Source organism: Streptomyces sp. HNM0575 (assembly GCF_012726265.1).
Taxonomy (GTDB): domain Bacteria; phylum Actinomycetota; class Actinomycetes; order Streptomycetales; family Streptomycetaceae; genus Streptomyces.
In genome coordinates this window covers 55,724-81,232 of sequence record NZ_JAASAG010000008.1, presented here as the reverse complement: position 1 = coordinate 81,232, position 25,509 = coordinate 55,724, and the positions used below count along the sequence as shown (strand labels likewise).

Genomic DNA, 25,509 nt, shown 5'->3' with positions numbered 1-25,509 from the left:
GCTTGCGTTGGTGGAGCAGACCGGACGGGCGCGGGGCGGCACAGAGCAGCCGCGCCGCACCCGTCCGGTCAGTGAGTGCTTGTCAGTAGCACTCGTTCTTGCCTTTCTTCACGCCCATCTTCAGGCCGCTGAGCTTGAAGGTGCCGGCGGTGGTCGCCCAGGCACGCTGCTTGACGTCCGTGAACGTCGCGCTGTCTGCCTGCTGGGCGAACGAACCGGGCGCGTACTTGTCACCCTTGTTCGGACCGGGGCCCTTCGAGGTGCTGTCGGTCGCGACGCCGATGTCGATGTTGTTGAACGTGGCGTTGGCGCCGATGTCATCAGCATCGATGTACAGCTTCTTCGCCTCGACCGGGGCCGACGCGTCGGCCCCCGCGCTCAGCTTCATCGTCACGTCGCCGAACGCCGGAACCGGCACGACGACGGACTGGCAAAGATTCTTGATCTTCGCCTCGTTGAAGCCGACGACTGCGACGGGCTTCTTACCGGCCTTGGTCGAGTCGACAGCCCCGTACTGGACGAAGCCCTTGCCGTCCAGACGGTCGGCCGTGACCTTGAACTGCTGGCCGGAGACGCTGAACGACGCCGCCAGCGCACCCTGCGAAAGTGCCACACCTATCGCTGCGGTGGCAGCGACACTCGGCACCATGACGACGGCGAACCGCTTCCATCTGGTCCCGCCACGAGCCAGGGACTCCATGACTTTCCTCCTTCTCGGACGTACATCTCCGGCCTGGACGGACCGCTCCTGAACGGCCCGCTCCCTGACCTGGGATGGGAGAAGTGCTACGTCCTCGGGAAGGAGAGCGCCGTCATCGACAGACGTACGTATACGTCACGTCCGAGCTGTCGGCGATCACCCCCGAGCGACAACCACTGGCCACGCTCTCGCGCAACCTGCTTTTCCGGACAGGCCCTGCCGGTTCGGCAGAGACCCCCCTGTCCGTAAGACCGGCGATGTTGCTGGATGGGGCTCAAGTTTGCGTGCCGGTCCTGCCCGGTGGGGATCCAAAGTCCGCGAAGCGCCGAATGGTTGCCGGGCTGCGGGCGATGGACCGAGCTTGGCCGATCGTGGTGCATCCGAAGCCTGCGCACAAGGGGGTGCGTTACCAGTGAGTAACGGCCAGATAACTGGACGGCGGCCGATCAGCATAGGCCAGACACACAGGGTCGTCACCCCCGGGGCACGAAGCCTGGAACCAACCGGACATCCAAGAAGAAAGCGCGCGAGGTCATTTACTACGAGTAACAGCGGCTGCGATTACCAAGTTTTGGCAAAACACAGCCGCTGATGTCGCTAAAACCACCTGTCGTGACAGCACGTGCGAGACCGCAAGCGCCCGTCAGAACAGCACGCGTGCAAGGGCACTACGCGCGGTGACTACCCGTGGATCCTCCGCACCAATCACTTCGAAGAGCTCAAGTAGCCGCAGGCGCGCAGTCTCCCTGTCGTCTCCAGCACTCCTTTTCACCGTCTCCACAAGCCGGCCGAAGGCGTCCTCCACATGGCCGCCCGCCATGTCCAGGTCCGCCGCGCGGAGTTGGGCCGCCACGTCCGCGGGCTTGTCCGCGGCCTCCTTGCGCACCTGCTGCGCGTCCAGGTCCTGCACGCGGGCGAGGAGCTCGGCCATCGCGAGGCCGACGCGGGCCTCCGTGTGACCCGGGTCGTCCGACAGGACGTTCTTGTACGCCTGCACGGCACCGTTCAAGTCGCCCGAGTCCAGGGCCTCCTGGGCGGCGGCCAGCGCGGGGTCCTCCGGCGCCGCCGGTGCCTCCGCGGCCTCTTCGTCGCCCTCCTCGGCGAGGGCGCCCTGCACGCCGGTGATGCCGAACCGCTCCTCGGAGACCTGGATCAACTGGTCGAGGGTCTGGCGGATCTGGGCCTCGGGGGCGGCTCCCTGGAAGAGCGGCAGCGCCTGCCCGGCCACCACCGCGAACACCGCGGGGATGCCCTGGACGCCGAACTGCTGCATCAGCATCTGGTTCTTGTCGGCGTCGATCTTCGCGAGCAGCACGCGCCCGGCGTACTCCCGCGTCAGTCGCTCGAGCACGGGCGACAGCTGCTTGCAGGGCTCGCACCACTCGGCCCAGAAGTCGATGACGACGGGGACCTCAGCGGAACGCTGGAGGACCTCCGCCTCGAAGCCGGCCTCGTCTACGTCGAACACCAGGCTCACCGGGGCTCCCGCCCCGCCGCCCGGATCCGCTGAGCGTGCCGCCCTGGCCTGCTCTGCCTTCTGCTTGGCCTCACCGGCCGCTTTCACCGCGGAGAGGTCGACCACTCCGCTCATGGACATGTTGCGTGGCTGCATGAGTCCAGTCTCCCCCTTTCCCACCGTGATGTGCGTCGCGCCGGGGCCCCGTCCCGTCCCGGCGGTGGTCGTGTGCTCGTGATGACGGTCGTGTGCTCGTGGTGATGTCCGGGGCACCACGCCTGTCATGCCGGTCGTGGCTGCGGTGCCTTCGGTGGTGCGCGTGGTCAGGCGCGCGGTCGTGGTCGTCGCACCGGAGATCCCCGTTTTCCGATACGGACCGTAGCGTAACGCGTCCGGGGGCCGGTCGCGCAAGCCCCCCTGCTCATTACCGGAACGGGCGGGACGGGCACGGCGGTTCCCGGCTCCGGGTCGGCTTCCGCCTCCGGTTCCGGCTCCGGCTCCGGCCCCGGGAGGGTGGCGCGGGTGCGGAAGGGGTTGCGGAGGGGTGCGCGGGCTCGGGTGGGATGCGCGGGTGCGGGCGGTCCGGATCCGTTTGCCCGGTGCCGCTGACCGGCCGGTATGGTCTGGCGGCATGCCCTCATCCGCCCCCTCTCCCCGTCGCGCGGGCAGGCCGCGCAGCACCGAGGCCGACGCCGCGATCCTGGACGCGACCCGTGAGGCGCTGGTCGAGGTGGGCTGGAGCAAGCTCACCGTGGGGTACGTCGCGGCGCGCGCGGGTGTCGCGAAGACCACGCTCTACCGGCGCTGGTCCAACAAGGGCGAACTCGTCGTCCACGCGGTCGCCGCGCTCTTCGACGAACTCGAACTGCCGGACTGCGGAAGCCTCCAGGCCGACGTCGAATCCGTGGTCCTCGCCTTCGGGGACATGCTGCAACGGCCCGGTACGAACGCTTCCCTGATGGCCGTCGTCGCGGAGTCCACGCACGACCCCGCGCTGCGGGAGCACATCCGCGAGGCGATCGTCGAACGGCAGAAGCGGCTGGTCCTCCAGGGCCGCGAACGGGCCCAGGCGCGCGGTGAGTTGCCGCCGGACGCGGCCGATCCGGAGGAGGACGCCCGGCTCGTCGACCTGATCTTCGACGTCATCGCCGGCGCGGTGGTCCACCGGACGCTGGTGAGCGGGGAACCGGTGGACGCGGACTGGGCGAGCCGCTTCACGACGCTGATCCTCCACGGTCTGGCGGAGGCCTCCGCGGGGGCGCCCTGACGGGCGCCTTTACCGGCCCCTCGGGGCGGGGGCGAACGGTGGCGCGCGGTTGCGCGCGCGTGTGTGTGCGCGTCCATGTGTGTGCGGCAGTTCGGCACCGCCGGGCCCCAGCGTCCGGGTTGCGCGCCGTCGCGGCGGAGACGAGGGCGTGAGCGACGCCCCCCGCAACGCACCGCCCCTGCCAGTGAGTTCGGCACCGCCGGGGCCCGGCGTCCGGGTTGCGCACCGTCACGGCGGAGATGGGGGCGTGAGCGACGCCCCCCGCAACGCACCCGCCCCGCGGGTGAGTTCGGCACCGCCGGACCCCGGCGTCCGGGTTGCGCGCCGTCGCGGCGGAGACAAGGGGGCGGTGGCCACACCCCCGGACAACCCCTCCCCACAACAACACACCCCGCCCCGCAGGCCAGTTCGGCACCGCCGGGCCACGCCATCTACGTTGCGCGTCGTCGCGGCGGAGACAAGGGGGCGCGGTAGCCAGGCCCCCGGACAACCCCTCCCCACAACAACACACCCGCCCCGCGGGCCAGTTCGGCACCGCCGCACCCCGCCGTCCGGGTTGCGCACCGTCACGGCGGAGACAAGGGGGCGGTGGCCACACCCCCGGACAACCCCTCCCCACAACAACACACCCGCCCTGCCGGTGAGTTCGGCACCGCCGGACCCCACCGTCGGGGTTAAGCACCGTCGCGGCGGAGACAAGGGGCGGTTTGCGCGAAGGGGACGGGCGCGTGTCGGGCCCCCGCGGCGCAGCCGCACCGTCAGCGGCGGTGGAGCCGGAAGGCCGCGGCGCCCACGGCAAGGGACGCGGCGCCCGCGACGACCGAGGGGAGCGGGAGGGCGAAGGCCATGGCCAGGCAGCCGGCGAGGCCGAGTGCCGGGACGACGCGGCGGCGCCAGGCGGACGAGCCGCCCGCAGCCGTCGAACCGAGGGTCCACGCCGACGCGTTGGCGATCGCGTAGTAGACGAGCACCCCGAAGGAGGAGAAGCCGATGGCACCCCGTACATCGGTGGTCGCGGCCACCAGCGCCACCACGGCGCCGACCGCCAGGCCCGCGCGGTGCGGCACCCGGAAGCGGGGGTGGACGGCGGCGAGCGCGTGCGGGAGATGGCGGTCGCGTGCCATGGCCAGGACCGTGCGGGAGACGCCGAGTAGCAGGGTCAGCAGGGCCCCGAGCGCGGCGACGACGGCGCCCGCCCGTACGGCCTGCTCCAGGCCCGCCACACGCGCCGCCCGCGCGGCCTCCGCCAGCGGCGTGCCCGTGCCCGCCGTTCCCCCGCCGCCCAGGGCGGCCAGCACGGCGACCGCGACCGCCAGATAGACGGCCAGCGTGATGCCCAGCGCGAGCGGCACCGCGCGCGGAATGGTGCGTGCCGGGTCGCGGACCTCCTCGCCGAGGGTGGCGATGCGCGCGTACCCGGCGAAGGCGAAGAAGAGCAGGCCGGCGGCCTCCAACACCCCGTGGAAGGTGGGTGCTTCGCCGGATGCGAGCCGCTCAGGGCGCGCCGCGCCGGAGGTGAGCACGGCGGTCACCGCGGCGGCCAGTACGGCCAGTACGAGGGCGACCACCGCACGGGTCGTCCATGCCGACTTCTGCACCCCGGCGTGGTTCACCGCCGTAGTCGCCACCACCGCGGCCACGGCCACCGCGTGCGTCTGCTCCGGCCACGCGTAGGACCCGGCGGTCAGCGCCATCGCCGCGCACGACGCCGTCTTGCCCGTCACGAAGGCCCATCCGGCGAGGTGCCCCCAGAAGTCGCCGAGCCGCTCGCGGCCGTAGACGTAGGTGCCCCCGGATTCCGGATAGCGGGCGGCGAGACGGGCCGAGGACGTGGCGTTGCAGTACGCGACGGCGGCCGCCAGCGCGAGGCCTGCCAGGAGTCCGGAGCCGGCGGCACGGGCGGCGGGCGCGAGCGCCGCGAAGATCCCGGCGCCGAGCATCGAGCCGAGGCCGAGGACCACGGCGTCGAAGAGTCCGAGCTGCCTTGTCAGCCGCACCTGCGGGCGTGCGGCACCGTCCGGTGTCTGGTTCACGTACGGCTCCCTGTACGGCCCGCCGCCTGCCGTTCGGGCGCCGGACTCGGCGCGGCACGGGCCGGGTCTGCTCTGGTACGGGCGTACATCGTACGAGCCTGCCCGTCCGCGCCCGGGCGTCGCGGCCCGCAGCCGGCAGGGCGGCGGCGGGCAGACGCCGCCGCCCGGACGGAGCCCGCCGAAGCATGCCGGAGCTACGCCAGAAGGCTGTCGGGAGCCGTCACGAACGCTCCGGCCCGGTCCGGAGCGATCCACGCCGTCAGAAGACCGGCGGCTCCGTGTAGACGCCCCACTCGTCCCGCAGCGCGCCGCAGATCTCGCCGAGCGTGGCCTCCGCGCGCACCGCGTCCAGCATCGGCTCGATCATGTTCGCGTCGCCGCGGGCGGCCTCCATCATCCGCGCGAGGGCCGCCGAAACGGCTGCCTCGTCACGCTCCTTGCGCCTCGCGCCCAGGGCACGCACCTGCTCGTGCTCGACCTCGTGGCTGACGCGCAGGATCTCCAACTCGCCGGTGACGGAGGAGGTGTGGCAGTTGACGCCGACGACCTTCTTGTCCTCCTTCTCCAGCGCCCGCTGGTACGTGAAGGCGGCCTCGGCGATCTCGCCGGTGAACCAGCCGTCCTCGATGCCGCGCAGAATGCCCGAAGTCATCGGCCCGATGGGGTGGTTGGAGTCGGGCACGGCACGGCGGCCGCGCTCCTTGATCTGCTCGAAGATCTTCTCCGCGTCGGCCTCGATGCGGTCGGTCAGCGCCTCGATGTACCACGAACCGCCCAGCGGGTCCGCGACGTTGGTGACCCCGGTCTCCTCCATCAGCACCTGCTGGGTGCGCAGCGCGATCTCCGCGGCCTGCTCGCTGGGCAGCGCGAGTGTCTCGTCGAGGGCGTTGGTGTGCAGGGAGTTGGTGCCGCCGAGCACCGCCGCGAGGGCCTCGACCGCGGTGCGTACGACGTTGTTGTACGGCTGCTGCGCGGTGAGCGAGACCCCGGCCGTCTGCGTGTGGAAGCGCAGCCACTGCGCACGCTCGCTCCTCGCCCCGTACTCCTCACGCATCCAGCGCGCCCAGATCCTGCGCGCCGCACGGAACTTGGCGATCTCCTCGAAGAAGTCGACGTGCGCGTCGAAGAAGAAGGAGAGGCCGGGTGCGAAGGTGTCGACGTCCAGGCCGCGGCTCAGGCCGAGTTCGACGTATCCGAAGCCGTCGGCGAGCGTGTACGCGAGCTCCTGCGCAGCCGTCGAACCGGCCTCCCTGATGTGGTAGCCGGAGACCGAAAGCGGCTTGTAGTCAGGGATGTTGCGGCTACAGTGCTCCATCAGGTCGCCGATCAGGCGCAGATGGGGCTCGGGCTGGAAGAGCCACTCCTTCTGGGCGATGTACTCCTTGAAGATGTCCGTCTGGAGCGTGCCGTTGAGCGAGCCGGGGTCGGTGCCCTGCCGCTCCGCCGCCACGAGGTACATGCAGAAGACGGGCACCGCGGGACCGGAGATGGTCATCGACGTGGTGACCTCGCCGAGCGGGATCCCGGCGAAGAGCTCGTCCATGTCGGCGGCGGAGTCGACGGCGACGCCGCAGTGGCCGACCTCGCCGAGCGAGCGCGGGTCGTCGGAGTCGCGGCCCATCAGGGTCGGCATGTCGAACGCGACGGACAGGCCGCCGCCGCCCGAGTCCAGGATCATCTTGTAGCGCTCGTTGGTCTGCCGGGCGTTGCCGAAGCCCGCGAACTGGCGGATGGTCCACGTACGTCCGCGGTAGCCGGTGGGGTAGAGGCCACGCGTGAACGGATACTCGCCGGGCCAGCCGATCCGCTCGAACCCCTCCACCGTGTCCCCGGTGCGCGGCCCGTAGACCGGCGCGACGGGGTCGCCGCTGAGGGTGGTGAAGTCGGCATCGCGCTTGCGGGCGGCGTCATAGCGGGCCTGCCAGCGGCGGCGGCCCTCCTCGATCGCGTGAGCGTCCATACCGTCGAATTTACTTGGACGTCCTACTAGTTGTCGACCGAGCTTCGGGGGTTGTCTGCGACAGGGTTCGAAAGGAGGGGTGCGCGGTGCGCGCGAGCGGTGTGACACGGCCCGCGCCGGCCTCGGCGGCAGGGCCGTCGGGCGCCCGGCGGGCCCGGGTCTACGCGGTCTACGCCTCGGCCGTGGCCGTCCGCCCGTCCTCGACGAGCGGCGCGACCTCCCGTACGACCTTGCGCTCCACGAAGAAGGCGGCGGTCGGGATCGTCCCGGAGATCAGCACCCACAGCAGCCTGCCGAACGGCCAGCGGGCCTTCTGGCCCAGGTCGAAGGCGACGACCAGGTAGATCATGTAGAGCACGCCGTGGATCTGGGAGACCACGAAGGTCAGATCCTCGCCGGTGCCGAAGCCGTACTTGAAGATCATGCAGGTGCACAGCACGAGCAGCATCACGGCGGTGACGTAGGCCATCACCCGGTACCGGGTCAGCACGGACTTCTTCATGGGCACGAGCGTAACCGCCCGATCCGCGGTCCTTCCGGGCGCCCCCGGGCATCCCGGAGGCGGGCCCGGCCGGGCAGACCGGGGGCGGGCCCGCCGCCGGACCGGTTCCGCTGCCCGGCTACTCCTCCGAGAAGTCCTGCGCCGAGACGCGCAACGGCCGGAGCATCGCAAAGATCTCGCCGCACTCCTCGGCGTCGTACGCGCTCATCCCGAAGTCGACGGCCATCAGCTCCCGTGTGGCCGCCTCGCACACCTCGCGGCCCTTGTCCGTGATGGAGGCGAGGGTGCCGCGCCCGTCGTCGGGGTTGGGGCGCTTGGACACCAGCCTGGACCGCTGGAGCCGGTCGACGGTGTTGGTGACCGAGGTGGGGTGCACCATCAGCCGCTCGCCGATCTTCGACATCGGCAGCTCGCCGGCCCGCGAGAAGGTCAGCAGCACGAGGGCCTCGTATCTGGCGAAGGTCAGTCCGTACGGCTTGACCACCGCGTCGACCTGGGCCAGGAGGATCTGGTGCGCTCTCATGATCGAGGTGATCGCGGCCATGGACGGCACCGATCCCCAGCGCTGCTTCCAGAGCTCGTCGGCGCGGGCGATGGGGTCGAACGTCAGACTGAGCGGCTTCGGCACGCGGTAAACCCTAGTGGGCGCTCACATGTCGCCCATAGGCGTCTCGGGGACCGGTCCCTCGGCGCTCTCCCGGCGGTCCGTGTCCGGGACGGCGGGCACGGCGGGTGCGGGAGGTGCGGGAGGTGCGTGAGGTGCGGGAGGTTCGGAAGGTGCGGGAGGTGCGGGCGTCGCGGCGGGCAGGTCCCGTACGGCCGGTGCGATCGTGGCGGCCGGTGCCGGACGCGGGGCCCGGGCGGCGTACACCGCGTGGACGGCGGCCGTCACGCACACGGTGCCCGCGGCCCCGGCCGCCACGATCGCCCAGTGCGGCGCCATGAACTCGGCGGCGGCTCCCCCGGCCGCCATCCCCACGCCCTGCACGGTCATCAGCCCCGCCGTCATCACCGTCATGGCACGCGCGCGCAGCTCCTCGGGGACGGCGTCGAAGAACCAGCGGTCGAGCCCCAGCGTGTACGCGATGCCCGAGCCCGCGAGCAGCAGCCCCGCCAGCGCGAGCGGCAGTCCCGGACGCCAGGCGAAGAGCAGGAACGGCAGCAGCAGGCAGCAGGCGAGGGGCAGCACCAGCCGCTCCCGTGCGGGCGGCTTCAGCAGCGCGCCCGCGGCCAGTTCGGCCGCGACACCGCCCACCGGCATGGCCGCCAGCAGCAGCCCGACGCCCGCGGGCCCCGCCCCGATCTCCTCGGAGTAGGGGGCGGCCAGTCCCTCCGGTACGACGAGGAAGGCGGGAGGCAACCAGTTCAGCAGGATCAGTGCCCGGATCCGGCGGTCGGCGAAGAGGGCACGGGTGCCGGGGGCAACCGAGCCGCGGGCGCGGGTGCCGACGGCGCGGATGCCGCCCCGCCCTCCGCCGCCCGCCCCGGTCCGCGCGCCGTCCGCCGCCGGGTCCCGCACCGCGGCCGGACGGTCCGCCGTGCCGACGCGCAGCAGCGTCGCCGAGGCCAGGAACCCGGCGACGGTGGTGAGCAGCGCACCGCGCGGAGGCAGCACCACCAGCAGCAGCCCCGTGGCCGCGAAGCCCGCGATCTGCGCCCCCTGTGCGGAGATCCTGATCAGCGAACGCCCCAGCACGAAGGCGTCGCCCTTCAGGAACTCGCCGAGCCCGGCGGCCCGTACGCCCCCGAACAGCGGCTGCACGAAGGCCGTCACCGCACGCAGCACCAGCAGCGCGGCCAGCGGCATACCGGGCACGGCCATGCCCGCGACGCTCACCGCGCAGACCAGATCGCAGCCGATGAGCACCGGCCGCGCCCGTAGACGCTCGGCGACGGGCGCGAGCAGCGCCCCGCCCAGCGCCTGCGGCATGAACCCCAGGCCGAAGGTGAGGGCGGACATCAGGGGCGAGGCGGTCTGCGCGTACACGAGCACGGGCAGCGCGACGTGCGATACGACCGCGCCCAGCAGGGAGAGGACGTGCGCGGCGAAGACGAAGCGGAATTCGCGCACCCGGAGGACCGCGCCGTAGCCGTGCTGAGAGGTCATGACGGAAGACTGTCGCCGCGCCGGCGGCCTCTCTAGTCTTTCGGCACACCGCGAATCGACGGAAGCGGGGACGGACCGGCAGCGCGGCCTCATCGCGCGAAGGCACGTCCCAGAGCCCGGGCAGGCAGCGGAGAGCGGGGAGGCAGCGGAGAGCGGGGAGGGCGCGGAGAGCGGGGAGGGCGCGGTCATGCCACTGCATCTGCGGTTCGGCACCGACGACTTGCTGCGCTGCCGCTTCGCGCTCTCTCCGCTGTGCGAGACCCACGCGGCCATCCGCGCCGTGCGCCGTACGGATCAGCCCGCCTACCACCTGCCGTGGCTGCGCCGCGTACACGACACCGTCGAAGAACTGGATCTGGCCGCCCTGTGGCTGCTGAAGCCGCGGCGCGGCTACTCGCCGGACTTCCTCAACCCGCCGCCCGAAGCGAACCGCGGCACCGGCTCGGCCGCCTCGTTCGACGACGAGCTGGACCGCGTACGCGCGGTCGACCCCGCGCTGGCACGGGACGAGATCGCCCGCGCGCTGGCGGCCACCCCCGGCGCCGCCGAGTCAGCGCGCGGACTGGCGATGCTGGAGGACCCGGCGCGTGCCGTGCAGGAGCTGGCCGACGCCGTCGAGCGTGCCTGGAAGGCGCTCATCGCGCCGGACTGGCCCCGCCTCCGCGATCTGCTGGAGGCCGACATCGCCCACCGCACACGGCAGTTGGCCGAGGGCGGCCTGGAGGAGCTGTTCGCGGATCTGCACCAGGAACTGCACTGGCGGGACGGGACGCTGTGGATACGCACCAATCTGCGGGAGACGATCGAGCAGGAGCTGAGCGGGCGCGGGGTGCTGCTCGTGCCGAGCGTGTTCGTCTGGCCGGACATGGCGAGCGGCTTCGAGCCTCCCTGGCAGCCCACCGTGATCTATCCGGCGCGCGGTGTCGGCGGACTGTGGCAGCGGCCCGCGCCCGGCTCGGCGAAGGCTCTGGCACGGCTGCTGGGCGCCAACCGGGCAGCCGTACTGGGCGAGTTGGAGGAGCCCGCCTCCACGTCGTCGCTCGCGCGGCGGCTCGGCCTCGCGCCCTCGTCGGTGTCGGCGCATCTGTCGGCACTGCGCGACGCGGGACTGCTGACCTCGCGCCGCGCTCGTCACCGGGTGCTCTACGAGCGGACGCCGCTGGGCATCGCGCTGGTCGGCGGCGCGGGCAGACGCACGGACGACGGCGCACCACCGGAGGATGGCGCGATCCCGGACGGCGGCACCGGCCCGGACAGCCGCACAAATCCGTAGAACGGCACAGACCCGTAGAACGGCACAGACCCGTAGAACGGCACAGGTCCGAGAACAGCACAGGCCCAGGCGACGGCACCCGTCAGCCCTGACCGTCGAGCCTCAGCCCCGACCGTCGAGCTGCCGCTCCACCGACTCGACCTTCGCGGTGAGCCCGTCCGTCACGCCCTGCCTGATGTCGGCCTTCAGCACCAGCGATACGCGCGGCGCCCGCCGCTCCACCGCGGCGACGGCCCGGCGCACCACGTCCATGCACTCGTCCCAGTCGCCCTCCAGCGACGTGAACATCGCGTCGGTACGGTTCGGCAGCCCCGATTCGCGGACGATCCGTACCGCCTCCGCGACGTACTCGCCGACGTCCTCGCCGACTCCGAGCGGCGTCACCGAGAAGGCGACGATCATCGGCGCTCCACGTTCGAGGGCCGGGCGTTGGCCTCCTTGCGGGCGCGGGCGGCGATCACGCCGGCCTCCGTCTCGCGGCGCAGCACCCTGTCGGCGAAGAAGCCGCCGAAGGGCAGCACGGCCAGGACGAACAGCAGGGCGGCACGGCCGACGGACCAGCGCACGCGGTTCCAGGCGTCGGCCCAGAAGAGCAGATACAGGATGAAGAGCACGCCGTGCACGGCGCCCATCACGGGGACGGCGTTGAAGTCGGTGGTCCGCTTCAGCACGGAGCAGCCCAGCAGCACCAGGAACGAGATCGCCTCGGGGACCGAGACGAGGCGGAGACGGCGAAGGGCGGAGACCGACTTCGGAGGCAGGCCGGTCGGGGTTTCCAGAATGGACACGGGACGACCTCGATCATTTTGTGAAGAGATGCACAAGCCCTGTCCATTGTGGCAGCCGTGCCCGGCGCGACGGGGCCCAGGGTAGGTTTCCCATGTGCCTCAGTTCCGACTTCACAGTTCGAAAGTGCTCGCCGTATCGATGAGCGGCGACGCGGTGAAAGCCAAGAACGGTTCCATGGTCGCCTACGACGGCGAGATGGCGTTCAAGAAGATGTCAGGCGGCGGCGAGGGCCTGCGCGGCATGGTGACCCGGCGGCTGACCGGCGAGCAGATGACGATGATGGAGGTGAAGGGACACGGCACGTGCTATTTCGCCGACCGTGCCTCCGACATCAACCTCGTGCAGCTCAACGGCGAGACCCTGCACGTCGAGGCGAGCAATCTGCTCTGCACGGACGCGGGCCTGCGCACCGGTACGACCTTCACGGGGCTGCGCGGCGCCTCGCAGGGCAACGGGCTGTTCACGACGACCGTGGAGGGCACCGGCCAGGCGGCGCTGATGTCGGACGGGCCCGCGGTGGTGCTGCGCGTCACACGGGGCATGCCGCTCCAGGTCGACCCGGGCGCGTACATAGCGCACCAGGGCGGCCTCCAGCAGCACTTCCAGTCCGGCGTGAACTTCCGCACGTTCATGGGCGAGGGGTCGGGAGAGTCCTTCCAGATCCGCTTCGAGGGCGACGGGCTGGTGTACGTGCAGCCCAGCGAGCGCAACACGGTCGGGGGCGATGTGTGATGCCGTTCCGTGAGATCAACTCCAAGCTGGTCGAGGCCCAAGTCCAGCCGGGCGGGCGGCTGTTCAGCCAGCGCGGCGCGATGATCGCGTACAAGGGGGACGTCCGCTTCACGCCCAACATGCAGGGCGGCCAGGGCGGTCTGGCGTCCATGATCGGCCGGCGGGTGGCGAACGAGGCGACGCCGCTGATGACCGTCGAGGGGCAGGGCACCGTGATGTTCGGGCACGGCGGCCACCACGTCGAGGTGATCGAGCTCGACGGCGACACCCTCTGCGTCGAGGCCGACCGGCTGCTCGCGTTCGACGGGACGCTGGAGCAGGGCACCCTCTTCCTCGGCTCGGACGGCGGCGTGATGGGCATGGTGCGCGGCCAGGTCACCGGTCAGGGGCTGTTCACCACGACCCTCAAGGGCAAGGGCGCGGTCGCGGTGATGGCGCACGGCGGGATCATCCAGCTCCCGATCGCCCCGGACCGGCCGGTGCACGTGGACCCGCAGGCGTATGTGGCCCACCACGGCGACGTACGGAACAAGCTGTCCACGGCGCTCGGCTGGCGCGACATGGTGGGCCGCGGCTCCGGAGAGGCCTTCCAGCTCGAACTGACCGGAAACGGCGCGGTGTTCGTACAGGCAAGTGAGGAGAAGCTGTGACCACGGCCCCGCAGGTACTGGACGTCACGACGCTTCCGTCCGACGACAACGTCAACCCCTACACCTTCTGCGTGGAGCTGAACGGCCAGTGGTTCCTCCAGAAGGGCAAGATGATCGCCTACTACGGGCAGATCGAGTTCAACGGCGTGGGCCACGGCCATCTCGACCGCCTCGTCGCCACGAGCTTCCACTCCCCGCTGCACGCCGCCGACTGGGTCGTCGCCGAGGGCAACGGGAAGATGCTGCTCGCGGACCGCGCCTTCGACGTCAACTCCTACGACCTGGAGGACGGCAACCTCACGGTGCGCTCGGGGAACCTCCTCGCCTTCGAACCGTCGCTGTCCCTGAAGCAGTCGATCATCCCGGGATTCCTCACGCTGATCGGGACGGGCAAGTTCGTCGCCGCCTCCAACGGCGCGGTGCACTTCGTCGAGCCGCCCGTGCGCGTGGACCCGCAGGCCCTCGTCGGCTGGGCGGACTGCCCCTCGCCCTGCCACCACTACGACCACGGCTACCTCAAGGGCGTGCTGGGCGGCATCCGCGCGATGACAGGCATCGGCGGTGCCTCGGGCGAGGAGCACCAATTCGAGTTCGTGGGCGCGGGCACCGTCCTCATCCAGTCGAGCGAGACGCTCATGGCAGAGCAGGCCACGGGCGCCGTGCCGTACGAGGCGGGCGTACCGGGCGGTGGCCCCGGACCGCAGGGCGGCCAGCACGGCGGGCAGCAGACACCGCAGCTTCCGGGCCAACTGGGAAGTCTCCAGCGGAGGTTCGGGCTCTGAGAGCGCCCGCGGGCGGGCCGCCGGGACCGCGCTCGGGGCTGTGCTCAGGACAGTGCCCGTGAAGGTTCCTGTGAGGATGCACGTGCAGCTTCTGGCCGGGAGCAGGGCACACCCGTACGAGCGCTATGTAAAGTCTCGTGCATGGACACCGACGACGGCACCGACGGCACCCGTTGGCTCACCGCTGACGAGCAGAAGGCCTGGCGCGTCCACCTGGATGTGAACCGTCTGCTCATGTACCAGCTGGAGCGTGACCTCCAGCCGTTCGGCCTGACCATGAACGACTACGAGATCCTGGTGAATCTCTCCGAGTCCGACGAGCACCGGATGCGGATGAGCGATCTCGCGGCCTCCACGCTCCAGTCCAAGAGCCGCCTCTCGCACCAGATCACGCGCATGGAGAAGGCGGGTCTCGTCCGCCGTGAGAACTGCGAGTCCGACAAGCGCGGGCTCTTCGCCGTGCTGACCGAGGACGGCTGGGAGACGATGCGCGGCGTCGCACCGCACCATGTCGACTCCGTGCGGCGGCACTTCATCGACCGCATGGCCCCCGAGGACGTCGAGCACCTGCGGGAGACCCTGCTGCCGGTGGCCGAGAAGCTCCGCGCCGAGCGGGGCCGCTTCTAGCCGGTTCCCCGCCCGCCGTCCCGCCCATCGCCCTGTTCGTCTCCCCGCTCGCTTCCCGGTCCGTCCTCAGGGCCGTCTCCCTGATCGTCACGAAGGGCGTCCGCCTGCCCGTCACCCATCGTGTCCGCCGGTCCGCTGCCCGTCCCCTTGCCCGCACCCTTGCGGGCCGCGGGCAGTCGCAGGACGAAGCGGGAGCCGGCCGGGACCGTCAGCGTCCCGCCGTGCCGCTCCGCGACGTCGCGGGCGATGGCCAGGCCGAGGCCCGCACCGCCCTCGTCGCGGCTGCGGGCGTCGTCGAGCCGTACGAAACGCTCGAAGATCCGCTCCCGCTCGGCCTCCGGGACCCCGGGCCCGTCGTCGTCGACCTCCAACTCGACCCAGGGGCGGCCGTCTTGGCGCACCTCCCGTACGGAGGCCCGTACCTCCGTGGCCGCGTGACGCTGGGCGTTCTGGAGCAGGTTGACCACCACGCGCGCCAACTGGGCCCGCGAGCCGGTCACTTCGCCGTCGGCCATCGTCCCCAGCCGTACCGGGTGCGCGCTCGGGTCCTGCTGCTGCGCCAGCTCCTCCCGGACGAGCGCGCCCAGCGACACCCGGCCCTCCCCCGGCCGCTCGCCCGCGTCGAGACGTGCCAGCAGCAGCAGGTCCGTGGCGAGCTGCTGGAGGCGCACCGTGTCCTGGACCGCGCCGTCGACGTCCAGCAGATCGGGGTGGGCGGCGCCCACCTCCAGCTGGGTGCGCAACGAGGCGATGGGGCTGCGCAGTTCGTGCGAGACGTCCGCGACGAAGCGCCGCTGGCGCTCGACGGAGGACTCGAGGGCGGCCAGGGTGTCGTTCGTCGTACGGGCCAGCCGCGCCACCTCGTCGCGCGCGTGCGGCTCGGGCACCCGCCGCGACAGATCGGCGCTCGCCATGATCCCGGCCATCTCGCCGCGGATGCTCTCGACCGGCCGCAGGGCACGCCGCGTCACCAGCCAGGTCACGCCACCGACGACGACCAGCAGCGCGGGCAGGCCGATGAGCATCGCCTGCGTCACGGACGAGACGGCCTCCTGCTGGTCCCTGAGCGAGGCCCCCGCGTAGACGGTGACGGGGACGCCGTCCCGGGTGACGCTCTGCACCGCGACGACCGTGAAGTCCTCGGTCCTGGCGCTGTCCTCGTCGACCGGCAGCCTGACGGTCCGCTCCTCGACGTCCCTGTCGACCTTCGAGGGCTCGTCGGACTCGTCCGGCTCGTCGCTCTCGCCGCCGTCCGGCTCGCGGGTGCCGTCGTCGCCGGGGCCGTCTTCGCCGGGGCCGTCGTCCCCCTTGTCATCGGCGCCCTTGTCGTCTGCACCCTTGTCGTCGGCGCCGCCACGGCCGCTGTCGTCGTCGCCGTCGTCGCCGCTGCCCGGGCCGCCGGAACCGCCGTGTCCGCCGCCGTCCTCGGCCTCGTCGCTTCCGTGCCCCGCGCGAACGCCGGTCTCGGTACCGGTCCGGGTCCCGTTGCCGGTCGGGGTCCCGGTCTGGGCCACGGCCATGACGTGGATGCCGGTGCCGGTCCCGGCCTGGGCGGCGCTGCCGTCGCGGGTGCCGGTCCCGGTCCTCCCCGACGCGTCGGCCTCCGGGCGGTTGAAGTCCGCGACGGGGCCGCGCCCCCGCAGCGTCTCGTCCGCTCCCAGCACCTGCCCCTTCGGGCCGACGACCTGCACGGGTTCGTTCTTCTCCAGGCCCTCCACGTTGCGTACGTCCCGCGCCGGTACGTCCGAGACCTGTGCGGCCACCTCGCGGGCCGCCGACTCGGCCTTCAGCCGCGCGTTCCCGGCCAGCCCGTCCCGCAGCACCATGACCACCGCGATGCCCGCGGCCACCAGCGCCACCGCCACGACGAGGGTCGCGCCGAGAGCCGCGCGCGTGCGTACGGATCCCCTACGCACCGGCGTCCACCAGCCGGTAGCCGGCACCGCGCACCGTGACGATCCAGCCTGGGCCGAGCTTGCGGCGAAGCGCGCTGATGTAGACCTCGACGATGTTGACGTCGCCTTCGTAGGCGAAGTCCCACACGTGCTCCAGGATCCCGGCCTTGGAGACGATGTCGCCCGCCCGCACGGCCAGTTGCTCCAGCACCGCGAACTCCTTCGCGGTCACCTCGACGTCCCGATCCCCCACCGCGACCCGCCCGCTGCCCGGATCGACCACCAGCGCGCCGAGGCGCAGCACCGTCTTGGCTCCCCTGGTGCGCCGCCGCAGCAGGGCCCGTACGCGGGCGAGCAGCACGACGTACGAGAAGGGCTTGGTCAGATAGTCGTCGGCACCGGTGTCCAGGCCCTCCGCCTCGTCGTACTCGCCGTCCTTCGCCGTCAGCATCAGCACGGGCGTCTCGTCGCCGGCCGCGCGCAGGGCGCCGCAGACCCGGTAGCCGTTCATGCCGGGCAGCATGATGTCGAGCACGATCAGGTCGTACGTGCCCTCGGTCGCGCGGTGCAGGCCCTCGGTCCCGTCGTGCGCGACGTCGACGGCGAAGCCCTCGGCGGTCAGGCCGTCGGCGAGCGACCGGGCCAGCCGCCGCTCGTCCTCCACGATCAGCAGGCGCATGGGTTCACTCTCCCCCATCGGACCTGAAGTGATCTTCAGGTGGCTTCAGGCTGCGTTCAGCATCAACGCGCCACGGTGGGCCGCGACATCGGACGTACTCGGGAGGAACCATGAGGCGCAAGATCGCCATCGCCGCCGTGACCGCCGCGGCGCTCATCGGCACCGGCGGAGCAGTCGCCTTCGCGCAGGACGACGACCCGCGGCCCTCGGCCGGCTCTTCTTCGGCCAGTCCTTCCTCGGCCGGCCCCTCCTCGGCACAGCATGACGGCACTTCCGGGTCGGGGAAGCGTACGGCCGCCGAGGCGGCGGGCCTCGCGCAGAAGGCCGCCGGGGGCACGGTCACCGGAATCCAGCTCGACGACGACAGGCAGGGACCCGTCTGGGAGGTCGACCTCGACCGGGACGGCGGCTCGAAGGAGGTCAGGCTCGACGCCCTCACCGGCAAGGTCTTCTCCCAGGAGGACGAGGGCCAAGAGGACGCGGTCCCGGTCGGCTTGAAGGTCTCGGCGGCGGACGCCGCCCGCAAGGCGGCCACCGCGGGCACCGTGACCTCCGTCGACATCGACGACGACAGCGGCGACGACAGCGGCGACGACAGCGGCGACGCCTGGGAGGTGGAGACGAAGGGCCAGGACGGCAAGGTGCACGAGGTCAGGGTCGACGCACAGTCCGGCGAAGTCACCGAGGGGGCCGCCGCGGACGCGCGGGACGACGACGGCGACGACCGCGACGACGGACGGGACGACGACCACGGCGACGATCACGCCCGCCACCACGACGGTGCGGACGACCGCCGGGACGACGACCACGGCGACGACGACGGCTATGCCGACGATGACGACGACAGCGGCCGACACGGGCGCCACCACGGTGGGGACGACGACGGTGACGACCGCGACGACGACGGCAGTCGCCACGGCGGCAGCGGCCGCCACTGAGCCGGTGCCCCGCCCGCGCGGCGCACCGCCGGGCGGGGCCACGCGACACCACCGCCCCGCCACCGGAACGGTCCGGTGGCGGGGCGGTCCTGTGGCGGGGCAGTCCTGTGGACTGCGCAGGGCCCATGACCGGGACGCCCTGCCATCCGGCAGCACCTGCGACCGCTCATGACCTCGCCCAACGGGGCGCAGCGGAGCCGTACATGACCGCACTCGGCCGCATCTGTCCGCCACCGGGCCGAACCGGGCCCAACTTGCCCGTGATTGGCCCCACTTGGCAGCACTCGGCCCTACTTGGCCGTACTTGCCTCGGCCGTAGTTGCCGTGCCCGTACTTGCCGTGCCCGGCGCCATCCGCGCCGCAGGCAACCGCCGTACCGCACCCGAGCGGACCGCCGCGCATCGCACGCGCCGCCGCAGGGAGTTGCCGTACCGCACCCGGGCGGACCGCCGCACGCCGAACCGTCACAAGGCGCCGCACGCGCCGCACGCGCCGAACGCATCGCACACCAAACCGCCAGAGCGCGCGCCGCGCTACCGCTCCGTCACGCCCGCCACGAGTTCGTCCGCCGCCGCGTACGGATCGAGGGAGCCCCCGCTGACCTTCGTGGCAAGCGCGTCCAGCCGCTTGCCGCCGCGCAGCTCTCCCATCCGCTCGCGCAGCGCCGTCACCGCGATCGTCTCGATCTCGCGGGCCGCGCGCCGTTCGCGGCGCTCCGCGAGGACGCCGTGCTCCTCCATCCACGCACGGTGCTTGTCCAGGGCGGCGATGACCTCGTCGACGCCCTCGCTGCGCGCCGCGACGGTCTTCACGATGGGCGGCCGCCAGTCGCCCGGCGCCCGCGCCTCGCCCAGCCCGAGCATGTGGTTCAGCTCGCGTACGGTCGCGTCCGCACCGTCACGGTCGGCCTTGTTGACGACGTACACGTCGCCGATCTCCAGGATTCCCGCCTTCGCGGCCTGGATCCCGTCGCCCATGCCCGGCGCGAGCAGCACGACGCTCGTATCGGCCTGCGCGGCGATCTCGACCTCGCTCTGGCCCACGCCGACGGTCTCCACGAGCACGACGTCGCATCCCGCCGCGTCCAGCACCCGGATCGCCTGCGGTGCCGCCCAGGCGAGACCGCCGAGGTGGCCGCGCGTCGCCATGGAGCGGATGTAGACGCCCGGGTCGGAGGCGTGCTCGCCCATCCGAATCCGGTCGCCGAGCAGTGCGCCCCCGGAGAACGGCGAGGACGGGTCGACCGCGAGGACCCCGACCCGCTTGCCCGCGCGCCGGTACGCGGTGACGAGAGCCGAGGTGGACGTGGACTTGCCGACGCCGGGCGAACCCGTCAGCCCCACCACGTACGCGCTGCCGCAGTGCGGTGCGAGCGCCGCCATGACCTCGCGCAGCTGCGGGGACGCCCCCTCCACGAGGGAGATGAGCCGGGCGACGGCCCTCGGCCGTCCCTGCCTCGCCTGCTCGACCAGCTCGGAGACGTCCACCGCCATGCTGCTGCGCTCCCCTGTCCTCTGTCTCATCGCCGGGACCCGCCGTCCCTTCACCGGGACCCGCGATCCCTTCACCGGGATCCGCCATGCCGGCGGGTCCCTGCCGGTACGGGCGGCGCCTGCCCGGGTCCTGCCCGCGCGCCGGCCCCCGGCTCCTACCGGTCCGCGTTCCCTGGAACCCGCACGAGCAGCGCGTCCCCCTGCCCGCCGCCGCCGCACAGCGCGGCGGCTCCGGTGCCGCCGCCCCGGCGCCGCAGTTCGAGGGCGAGGTGGAGGACGATACGCGCACCGGACATTCCGATCGGGTGCCCGAGCGCGATGGCGCCGCCGTTGACGTTCACCTTTTCGGGGCCGACCCCGAGATCCTTCGTTGACTGCACGGCGACGGCCGCGAACGCCTCGTTGATCTCGATGAGATCGAGGTCGGCGGCCTTCAGCCCGGAGCCGTCCTTCGACAGCGCGTGCTCGATCGCGCGGGAGGGCTGCGACTGGAGGGAGTTGTCGGGGCCCGCGACGTTGCCGTGCGCGCCGATCTCCGCGAGCCATTCGACGCCGAGCTCCTCGGCCTTGGCGCGGCTCATCACGACGACCGCCGCCGCCCCGTCGGAGATCTGCGAGGCCGAACCGGCCGTGATGGTCCCGTCCTTGGCGAAGGCGGGCTTCAGCTTGCCCAGCGACTCGGCCGTGGTCTCGCCCCGGATGCCCTCGTCCTCGCTGAAGACGACGGGGTCGCCCTTGCGCTGCGGGATCTCGACCGGCGTGATCTCGGCTTCGAAGAGGCCGTTCTTCTGCGCCGCGGCGGCCCGCTGGTGCGAGCGCGCGGCGATCTCGTCCTGCTCGGGACGGGCGATGCCGAGCCGGGTGTTGTGCTTCTCGGTCGAGGCGCCCATGGCGATGTTCTCGAACGAGTCGGTCAGGCCGTCGTGGGCCATCGCGTCCAGCATCTCGACGGCGCCGTACTTGTAGCCCTCGCGCGACTTGGGCAGCAGGTGCGGGGCGTTCGTCATCGACTCCTGTCCGCCCGCGACGACGATGTCGAACTCGCCCGCGCGCACGAGCTGGTCGGCGAGTGCGATCGCGTCGAGCCCGGAGAGGCAGACCTTGTTGACCGTGAGAGCCGGCACGTTCATCGGGATGCCCGCCTTGACCGCCGCCTGGCGCGCGGGAATCTGGCCCGCGCCGGCCTGGAGCACCTGGCCCATGATCACGTACTCGACCTGGTCGCCGCCGATCCCGGCCCGCTCCAGCGCGGCCTTGATGGCGAATCCGCCGAGGTCGGCCCCGGAGAACGACTTCAGCGAGCCGAGCAGCCGTCCCATGGGCGTACGGGCGCCGGAGACGATGACCGAGGTGCTGTTGACGGGCGTACGGGACGGCGTACCAGTCATCTGGTTCAGATCCTTCCTGAGGGTCCCCCGTGCCGAACGGGCCCGGGGGTTGGAAGTTAACGAGGGTTAAGGGCGGTCACGCCAATGTACTGAGCAGTACGGCACCGGGTCACCGGTCGGCGGGTGTGACCGTGCGCACGTTGCGTAACCGAGCGCCGGGAGGCTGCACTGGGGAGATGCTGACGCGTATCGACCACATCGGGATCGCCTGTTTCGACCTGGACAAGACCGCCGACTTCTACCGTGCCACGTACGGCTTCGAGGTCTTCCACTCCGAGGTCAACGAGGAGCAGGGGGTCCGCGAGGCCATGCTCCGCATCAACGGCACCGACGACGGCGGCGCCTCCTACATCCAGCTCCTGGAGCCGGTGCGCGAGGACTCCACCGTCGCCAAGTGGCTGGAACGGCACGGTGAGGGCGTGCACCACATCGCCTTCGGCACAGCCGACGTCGACGCCGACTCGGAGGAGATCCGCGGCCGCGGCGTACGCGTCCTCTACGACGAGCCGCGCAGGGGTTCCATGGACTCGCGCATCACCTTCCTCCACCCCAAGGACTGCCACGGAGTGCTCACGGAGTTGGTCACCGCGGCAAGCCCGCAAGCGGGCTCACATCCCGCCGCTGAAACCCCCGGGGACTCATCGGCAACAACGAGCCACTGACGGCTGCTTCTCCGCCCGGTAGAGTGGCCACTCGGCCGGGGCGGGTCTCCGCACCATCCCGAGGAGGGTCCGGGCCCGGATATCCGGGCCCGGGGGACGGGCCGGAGCTCTGCCGATGATCTGACACCATCACCAAGAGGGTCAGTTCACCACGACAACCAGGGGACGGATGGGACCGCGCAGTGCGGGGCTACGACCGCTACGAGGCTGACGACCACCTCTCGCAGTTCGAGGCCGAGATGGAGCGGCTGAAGAAGGAGCGGGAGAAGGCCGTCGACCATGCCGACGACCTCGGCTATCAGGTCGAAGTGCTGCGTGCCAAGCTCCACGAGGCGCGCCGCGCTCTCGCCACGCGTCCGGCCAGTTACGACAACCTCTCCCAGCAGGCCGAGTCGCTGCTGCGCAACGCCCAGCTCCAGGCCGACCAGATGCGGGCCGACGCCGAGCGCGAGCTGCGCGACGCACGCATGGAGACGCAGCGGCTGCTCCAGGAGCGGGCCGAGCAGCAGTCCAGGCTGGAGTCGGAGCTGCACGCCGAGGCGGTGCGCCGCCGTCAGCAGCTCGACCAGGAGCTCGCCGAGCGCCGCTCCACCGTCGAATCGCACGTCAACGAGAACGTCGCCTGGGCCGAGCAGTTGCGCGCCCGTACGGAACAGCAGGCGCAGCGCCTCATGGAGGAGACCCGCGCCGAGTCCGAGCGCTCGCTCGCGCAGGCGCGTGAGGAAGCCGAGCGCCAGGCGGACGACACCCGCAGCAGGATCGACTCCGAGGCCGAGAAGGCCCGTTCGGAGGCCGACGCGATCCTGCGCCGGGCGCGCACCGAGGCCGAGCGGATGCTCAACGCCGCCTCGACGCAGGCGCAGGAGGCCAGCGAGCACGCTGAGCAGCTGCGCACCTCCTCCACCTCCGAGTCCGAGTCCTCCCGCCGCGAGGCCGCCGATCTGGTGCGCCGGGCCGGCGAGCGGATGCAGGAGGCCGAGGCCGCGCTGCGCGAGGCCCGCGGCGAGGCCGAGCAGAAGCTGACGAAGGCGACCGAGGCGGCCGAAAAGCTGCTGGCGGACGCCGAGTCGGACAACGAGCAGCGCCTGCGCACCGCGAAGAACGAAGTGGCACGCATGGTCGCCGACGCCACCAAGGAGTCGGAGGCGCTCAAGACCGAGGCCCAGCAGCTGCGCGACGAGGCCAAGGCGGAGGCCGAGCAGCTCATCGAGGAGGCCAAGGCGGAGGCCCGCAGCCGGTCCGCCGAGGAGTCCGCGAACCAGCTCGCGGAGGCCGCCCGTACCGCCGAGGACGCTCTCGACAAGGCGTCCCAGGAGGCCAAGGCCACCACGCGCAAGGCGTCCGAGGAGGCCGAGCGCATCCGCCGCGAGGCCGAGGAGGAGGCCGAACGGCTGCGCAGCGAGGCCCAGCAGCTCGTCGAGGAGCTGGAGGGTGCCGCCAAGGACGACACGAAGGAGTACCGCGAGAAGGCCGTCGAGTACCAGGAGGAGGCGCGGCGGCTGCGCGGGGAGGCCGAGCAGCTGCGCGCGGAGGCGGTCGAGGAGGGCGAGCGCATCCGCGACGAGGCGCGCCGCGACTCCGTGCAGAAGATCGAGGAGGCCGCGAAGAACGCGGAGGAGCTCCTCGTCAAGGCGAAGGCCGACGCGGAGGACACCCGGTCCGAGGCCGCCAACGAGAGCGAGCGCGTACGCACCGAGGCGATCGACCGGGCCACGTCCCTGCGCCGCCAGGCCGAGGAGACCCTGGAGCGTGCCAACTCCGAGGCGGAGGAGCTGCGTTCGACGGCCGAGCAGCAGGCGGGACAGACCCGTGCGGACGCCGACGAGGCAGGCAGGCGCATCCGCGAGGAGGCCGAGCAGGCCGCCAAGGACCGCAAGGCCGAGGCCGCCGCGGAGCTGGAGCGCCTGCACACGGAGGCCGAGTCGAAGGTCTCGGACGCCGAGCGCGAACTCCGCGAGGCGCACAGCGAGTCGGAACGGCTGCGCGAGGAGGCCCGCGCCGAGACCGAGCGGCTGCGCGCGGAGGCCGCCGAGCGGATGCGCACCCTCCAGCAGCAGGCCGAGGAGGAGGCCGAACGGCTGCGCAGCGAGGCGCACTCGGACGCCTCCCAGGCCCGCGCCGAGGGCGAGGCGCTCGCGGTGCAGCTGCGCAGCGACGCCACGTCCGAGGCCGAACGGCTGCGCAACGAGGCCCAGGACACCGCCGACCGCATCAGGGCCGAGGCCAACGCCGCGGCGGAGCGTACGAACACCGAGGCCGCCGAGGCCCTGGAGGCCGCCCGCGAGGAGGCGGACCGGCGGCGGCGCGAGGCCGAGGAGCTGCTGTCCGGCGCCCGCGAGGAGGCGCACAGGGAGCGTACGGACGCACGCCGCCAGAGCGACGAGCTCCTCGCCACGGCCCGGCAGCGGGTCGAGGACGCGCAGAACGAGGCGGCGCGGCTCGTCGAGGAGGCGGAGCGTCGCGCGGCGGACATGGTCAGCGCCGCGGAGGAGACCGCCCAGCAGGTGCGCGACTCGGTCACGGGTCTCCACGAGCGTGCCGAGGAGGAGATCGCCCAGCGGCGGGCCGCGGCGGAGAAGGCGGCCGCGGAGCTGCGCCAGGAGGCCCAGGAGGAGTCCGACGCCGCCAAGTCGATGGCGGAGACGACCGTTTCGGAGGCGCTGGAGGAGGCGGAGCGCTCCCGTACCGAGTCCGAGCGGGTCCTCGACGAGGCGCGCGAGGAGGCCGCCCGGCGGCGCAACGACGCGGCGGAGCAGGCCGACCGGCTGCTCGCCGAGGCCCGCGAGGAGGCCCGCCGTACGCAGACGTCGGCGGAGGAGCAGGCCGACAGCATGGTGGGCGCGGCCCGCCGGGAGTCCGACCGGCTCCTCGGCGAGGCCCGCGACGAGAGCCGGCAGATGGTGGAGAAGGCGCGCAACGACTCCAACACCATGCTGGAGGAGTCCCGTAGCGACGCCGCCGCCATCAGGGAGCGTACGCAGGAGCAGCGCACCCGTGTGGAGCGCGAGATCGAGAAGCTGCACGAGCGTGCACGCAGGGAGTCCTCCGAGGCCATGCAGGCCGCCGGGGAGCGCTGCGACAAGCTCGTGAAGGCGGCGCAGGAACAGCTGCGTGACGCCGAGGAGAAGGCGGCTCGCGTCGTGCGCGAGGCCGACAACGAGGCGGGCAACGTACGCGTGTCCGCCGTGAAGAAGGCCGAGGGGCTGCTCAAGGACGCAGAGCAGCGCAAGGCCCAACTCGTGCGCGAGGCCGAGCAGATCCGTGACGAGGCCAGGGCCGAGGCGGAGGCGACCGTCGAGGCCGGGCAGCGTGAACTGGAGGTGCTGGAGCGCCGCCAGGACGACATCAACGCGGAGATCTCGCGCGTGCAGGATGTACTGGAAGCACTGGAGTCCTTTGAAACACCCGGAGCGGGCGGCGGAGCCGAGAGCAAGAGCGGCAAGAAGGGCAAGCCCGACTCCGGCTCAACCAATGGCGTGGCAGCGGGAGTTGGCGCAGGTACGACTCGGTCCGCCGGCAAGGAGTCCGGAAGTTAGCCACTCGAACGAGCGCACATTCTCCAGATCAAACCCGCAA

The 25,509-nt window shown here is 72.0% G+C and carries 22 protein-coding genes; 9 read left to right on the top strand and 13 right to left on the bottom strand.

Annotated elements, in window-relative coordinates; genetic code table 11:
* Positions 1–82 precede the first annotated feature (82 nt).
* Both HCC61_RS19750 and HCC61_RS19745 read right to left on the bottom strand, forming a co-directional pair.
* Entirely contained in the window at positions 83–700 is a 618-nt protein-coding gene (locus HCC61_RS19750) for a DUF6230 family protein (RefSeq protein ID WP_169137164.1), read from the bottom strand.
* Positions 701–1,343: 643 nt separating this feature from the next.
* Positions 1,344–2,312, bottom strand: a complete 969-nt coding sequence (locus HCC61_RS19745) for a tetratricopeptide repeat protein (protein WP_169137163.1) — start codon at positions 2,310–2,312, stop codon at positions 1,344–1,346.
* Positions 2,313–2,787: 475 nt separating this feature from the next.
* On the opposite strand from HCC61_RS19745, the gene HCC61_RS19740 reads away from it, so the two are divergent.
* Positions 2,788–3,423, top strand: a complete 636-nt coding sequence (locus HCC61_RS19740) for a TetR/AcrR family transcriptional regulator (protein WP_169137162.1) — start codon at positions 2,788–2,790, stop codon at positions 3,421–3,423.
* A gap of 758 nt (positions 3,424–4,181) precedes the next feature.
* On the opposite strand, the gene HCC61_RS19735 is transcribed toward HCC61_RS19740, so the two are convergent.
* The 5 genes from HCC61_RS19735 to HCC61_RS19715 all read right to left on the bottom strand — a co-directional run bounded on the left by HCC61_RS19735 (position 4,182) and on the right by HCC61_RS19715 (position 10,025).
* A complete protein-coding gene (locus HCC61_RS19735; RefSeq protein ID WP_346777287.1) occupies positions 4,182–5,456 on the bottom strand; it encodes an APC family permease in 1,275 nt (424 codons plus the stop codon).
* 259 nt (positions 5,457–5,715) lie between these two features.
* Entirely contained in the window at positions 5,716–7,416 is a 1,701-nt protein-coding gene (locus HCC61_RS19730) for a methylmalonyl-CoA mutase family protein (RefSeq protein WP_169137161.1), read from the bottom strand.
* 169 nt (positions 7,417–7,585) lie between these two features.
* Positions 7,586–7,918 carry a DUF3817 domain-containing protein gene (locus tag HCC61_RS19725; protein WP_169137159.1) on the bottom strand — a complete coding sequence of 111 codons (333 nt, stop codon included), beginning with the start codon at positions 7,916–7,918 and terminating at the stop codon, positions 7,586–7,588.
* Between the two features lie 118 nt (positions 7,919–8,036).
* Positions 8,037–8,546 carry a MarR family transcriptional regulator gene (locus tag HCC61_RS19720; RefSeq protein ID WP_169137157.1) on the bottom strand — a complete coding sequence of 170 codons (510 nt, stop codon included), beginning with the start codon at positions 8,544–8,546 and terminating at the stop codon, positions 8,037–8,039.
* Between the two features lie 21 nt (positions 8,547–8,567).
* Positions 8,568–10,025: an MFS transporter gene (locus HCC61_RS19715; RefSeq protein ID WP_206322738.1), complete on the bottom strand. Its 1,458-nt coding sequence runs from the start codon at positions 10,023–10,025 to the stop codon at positions 8,568–8,570.
* Between the two features lie 187 nt (positions 10,026–10,212).
* On the opposite strand from HCC61_RS19715, the gene HCC61_RS19710 reads away from it, so the two are divergent.
* Positions 10,213–11,298 (top strand): DUF5937 family protein, encoded by a 1,086-nt coding sequence (locus HCC61_RS19710; protein WP_169137155.1) that lies wholly within the window; start codon positions 10,213–10,215, stop codon positions 11,296–11,298.
* A gap of 102 nt (positions 11,299–11,400) precedes the next feature.
* Here the strand turns inward: HCC61_RS19710 and HCC61_RS19705 are convergent, their stop codons facing one another.
* Positions 11,401–11,700 carry an MTH1187 family thiamine-binding protein gene (locus HCC61_RS19705; RefSeq protein ID WP_169137153.1) on the bottom strand — a complete coding sequence of 100 codons (300 nt, stop codon included), beginning with the start codon at positions 11,698–11,700 and terminating at the stop codon, positions 11,401–11,403.
* Positions 11,697–12,059, bottom strand: a complete 363-nt coding sequence (locus HCC61_RS19700) for a DUF3817 domain-containing protein (RefSeq protein WP_169137522.1) — start codon at positions 12,057–12,059, stop codon at positions 11,697–11,699. Before HCC61_RS19700 ends, HCC61_RS19705 begins: the two co-directional genes overlap by 4 nt.
* Positions 12,060–12,180: 121 nt before the next feature.
* Here HCC61_RS19700 and HCC61_RS19695 point away from each other — a divergent pair, with 121 nt between their 5' ends.
* From HCC61_RS19695 to HCC61_RS19680, 4 genes are all read left to right on the top strand, one after another.
* Complete coding sequence (locus tag HCC61_RS19695; protein ID WP_169137151.1) at positions 12,181–12,819, top strand: AIM24 family protein; 639 nt, start codon at positions 12,181–12,183, stop codon at positions 12,817–12,819.
* Positions 12,819–13,469 carry an AIM24 family protein gene (locus tag HCC61_RS19690; RefSeq protein WP_169137149.1) on the top strand — a complete coding sequence of 217 codons (651 nt, stop codon included), beginning with the start codon at positions 12,819–12,821 and terminating at the stop codon, positions 13,467–13,469. The genes HCC61_RS19695 and HCC61_RS19690 overlap by 1 nt, the downstream gene beginning before the upstream one ends.
* Positions 13,466–14,251 carry an AIM24 family protein gene (locus HCC61_RS19685; RefSeq protein ID WP_169137147.1) on the top strand — a complete coding sequence of 262 codons (786 nt, stop codon included), beginning with the start codon at positions 13,466–13,468 and terminating at the stop codon, positions 14,249–14,251. Before HCC61_RS19690 ends, HCC61_RS19685 begins: the two co-directional genes overlap by 4 nt.
* A gap of 141 nt (positions 14,252–14,392) precedes the next feature.
* A complete protein-coding gene (locus HCC61_RS19680) occupies positions 14,393–14,878 on the top strand; it encodes a MarR family transcriptional regulator (RefSeq protein WP_169137145.1) in 486 nt (161 codons plus the stop codon).
* Here HCC61_RS19680 and HCC61_RS19675 read toward each other — a convergent pair.
* Both HCC61_RS19675 and HCC61_RS19670 read right to left on the bottom strand, forming a co-directional pair.
* Entirely contained in the window at positions 14,875–16,794 is a 1,920-nt protein-coding gene (locus HCC61_RS19675; RefSeq protein WP_346777286.1) for a HAMP domain-containing sensor histidine kinase, read from the bottom strand. The genes HCC61_RS19680 and HCC61_RS19675 overlap by 4 nt on opposite strands.
* Positions 16,787–17,452 carry a response regulator transcription factor gene (locus HCC61_RS19670; RefSeq protein ID WP_169137143.1) on the bottom strand — a complete coding sequence of 222 codons (666 nt, stop codon included), beginning with the start codon at positions 17,450–17,452 and terminating at the stop codon, positions 16,787–16,789. Before HCC61_RS19670 ends, HCC61_RS19675 begins: the two co-directional genes overlap by 8 nt.
* Positions 17,453–17,562: 110 nt before the next feature.
* Between HCC61_RS19670 and HCC61_RS19665 the strand changes: the two genes are divergently transcribed.
* The gene (locus tag HCC61_RS19665) at positions 17,563–18,390 is read left to right on the top strand and encodes a PepSY domain-containing protein (protein WP_169137141.1); all 828 of its coding nucleotides are present in this window, start codon (positions 17,563–17,565) and stop codon (positions 18,388–18,390) included.
* Positions 18,391–18,923: 533 nt separating this feature from the next.
* Here the strand turns inward: HCC61_RS19665 and meaB are convergent.
* Positions 18,924–19,883 carry a methylmalonyl Co-A mutase-associated GTPase MeaB gene (gene meaB, locus HCC61_RS19660; RefSeq protein WP_169137518.1) on the bottom strand — a complete coding sequence of 320 codons (960 nt, stop codon included), beginning with the start codon at positions 19,881–19,883 and terminating at the stop codon, positions 18,924–18,926.
* Between the two features lie 155 nt (positions 19,884–20,038).
* Positions 20,039–21,271 carry an acetyl-CoA C-acetyltransferase gene (locus HCC61_RS19655; RefSeq protein ID WP_169137139.1) on the bottom strand — a complete coding sequence of 411 codons (1,233 nt, stop codon included), beginning with the start codon at positions 21,269–21,271 and terminating at the stop codon, positions 20,039–20,041.
* A 176-nt stretch (positions 21,272–21,447) separates the two neighbouring features.
* On the opposite strand from HCC61_RS19655, the gene mce reads away from it, so the two are divergent.
* Both mce and scy read left to right on the top strand, forming a co-directional pair.
* Positions 21,448–21,933, top strand: coding sequence for a methylmalonyl-CoA epimerase (gene mce / locus HCC61_RS19650; protein WP_169137138.1), 486 nt, complete (start codon positions 21,448–21,450; stop codon positions 21,931–21,933).
* A 182-nt stretch (positions 21,934–22,115) separates the two neighbouring features.
* Positions 22,116–25,469 carry a polarized growth protein Scy gene (gene scy / locus HCC61_RS19645; protein ID WP_169137136.1) on the top strand — a complete coding sequence of 1,118 codons (3,354 nt, stop codon included), beginning with the start codon at positions 22,116–22,118 and terminating at the stop codon, positions 25,467–25,469.
* Positions 25,470–25,509 lie beyond the last annotated feature (40 nt).

Coding starts and splice junctions, on each gene's coding strand:
- HCC61_RS19725 (WP_169137159.1), bottom strand. CDS start 7,918: ATGAAGAAGTCCGTGCTGACCCGGTACCGGGTGATGGCCTACGTCACC.
- HCC61_RS19740 (WP_169137162.1), top strand. CDS start 2,788: ATGCCCTCATCCGCCCCCTCTCCCCGTCGCGCGGGCAGGCCGCGCAGC.
- HCC61_RS19705 (WP_169137153.1), bottom strand. CDS start 11,700: ATGATCGTCGCCTTCTCGGTGACGCCGCTCGGAGTCGGCGAGGACGTC.
- HCC61_RS19690 (WP_169137149.1), top strand. CDS start 12,819: ATGCCGTTCCGTGAGATCAACTCCAAGCTGGTCGAGGCCCAAGTCCAG.
- HCC61_RS19655 (WP_169137139.1), bottom strand. CDS start 21,271: ATGACTGGTACGCCGTCCCGTACGCCCGTCAACAGCACCTCGGTCATC.
- HCC61_RS19680 (WP_169137145.1), top strand. CDS start 14,393: ATGGACACCGACGACGGCACCGACGGCACCCGTTGGCTCACCGCTGAC.
- HCC61_RS19745 (WP_169137163.1), bottom strand. CDS start 2,312: ATGCAGCCACGCAACATGTCCATGAGCGGAGTGGTCGACCTCTCCGCG.
- mce (WP_169137138.1), top strand. CDS start 21,448: ATGCTGACGCGTATCGACCACATCGGGATCGCCTGTTTCGACCTGGAC.
- HCC61_RS19710 (WP_169137155.1), top strand. CDS start 10,213: ATGCCACTGCATCTGCGGTTCGGCACCGACGACTTGCTGCGCTGCCGC.
- meaB (WP_169137518.1), bottom strand. CDS start 19,883: ATGGCGGTGGACGTCTCCGAGCTGGTCGAGCAGGCGAGGCAGGGACGG.
- HCC61_RS19750 (WP_169137164.1), bottom strand. CDS start 700: ATGGAGTCCCTGGCTCGTGGCGGGACCAGATGGAAGCGGTTCGCCGTC.
- HCC61_RS19730 (WP_169137161.1), bottom strand. CDS start 7,416: ATGGACGCTCACGCGATCGAGGAGGGCCGCCGCCGCTGGCAGGCCCGC.
- HCC61_RS19665 (WP_169137141.1), top strand. CDS start 17,563: ATGAGGCGCAAGATCGCCATCGCCGCCGTGACCGCCGCGGCGCTCATC.
- HCC61_RS19670 (WP_169137143.1), bottom strand. CDS start 17,452: ATGCGCCTGCTGATCGTGGAGGACGAGCGGCGGCTGGCCCGGTCGCTC.
- HCC61_RS19715 (WP_206322738.1), bottom strand. CDS start 10,025: ATGACCTCTCAGCACGGCTACGGCGCGGTCCTCCGGGTGCGCGAATTC.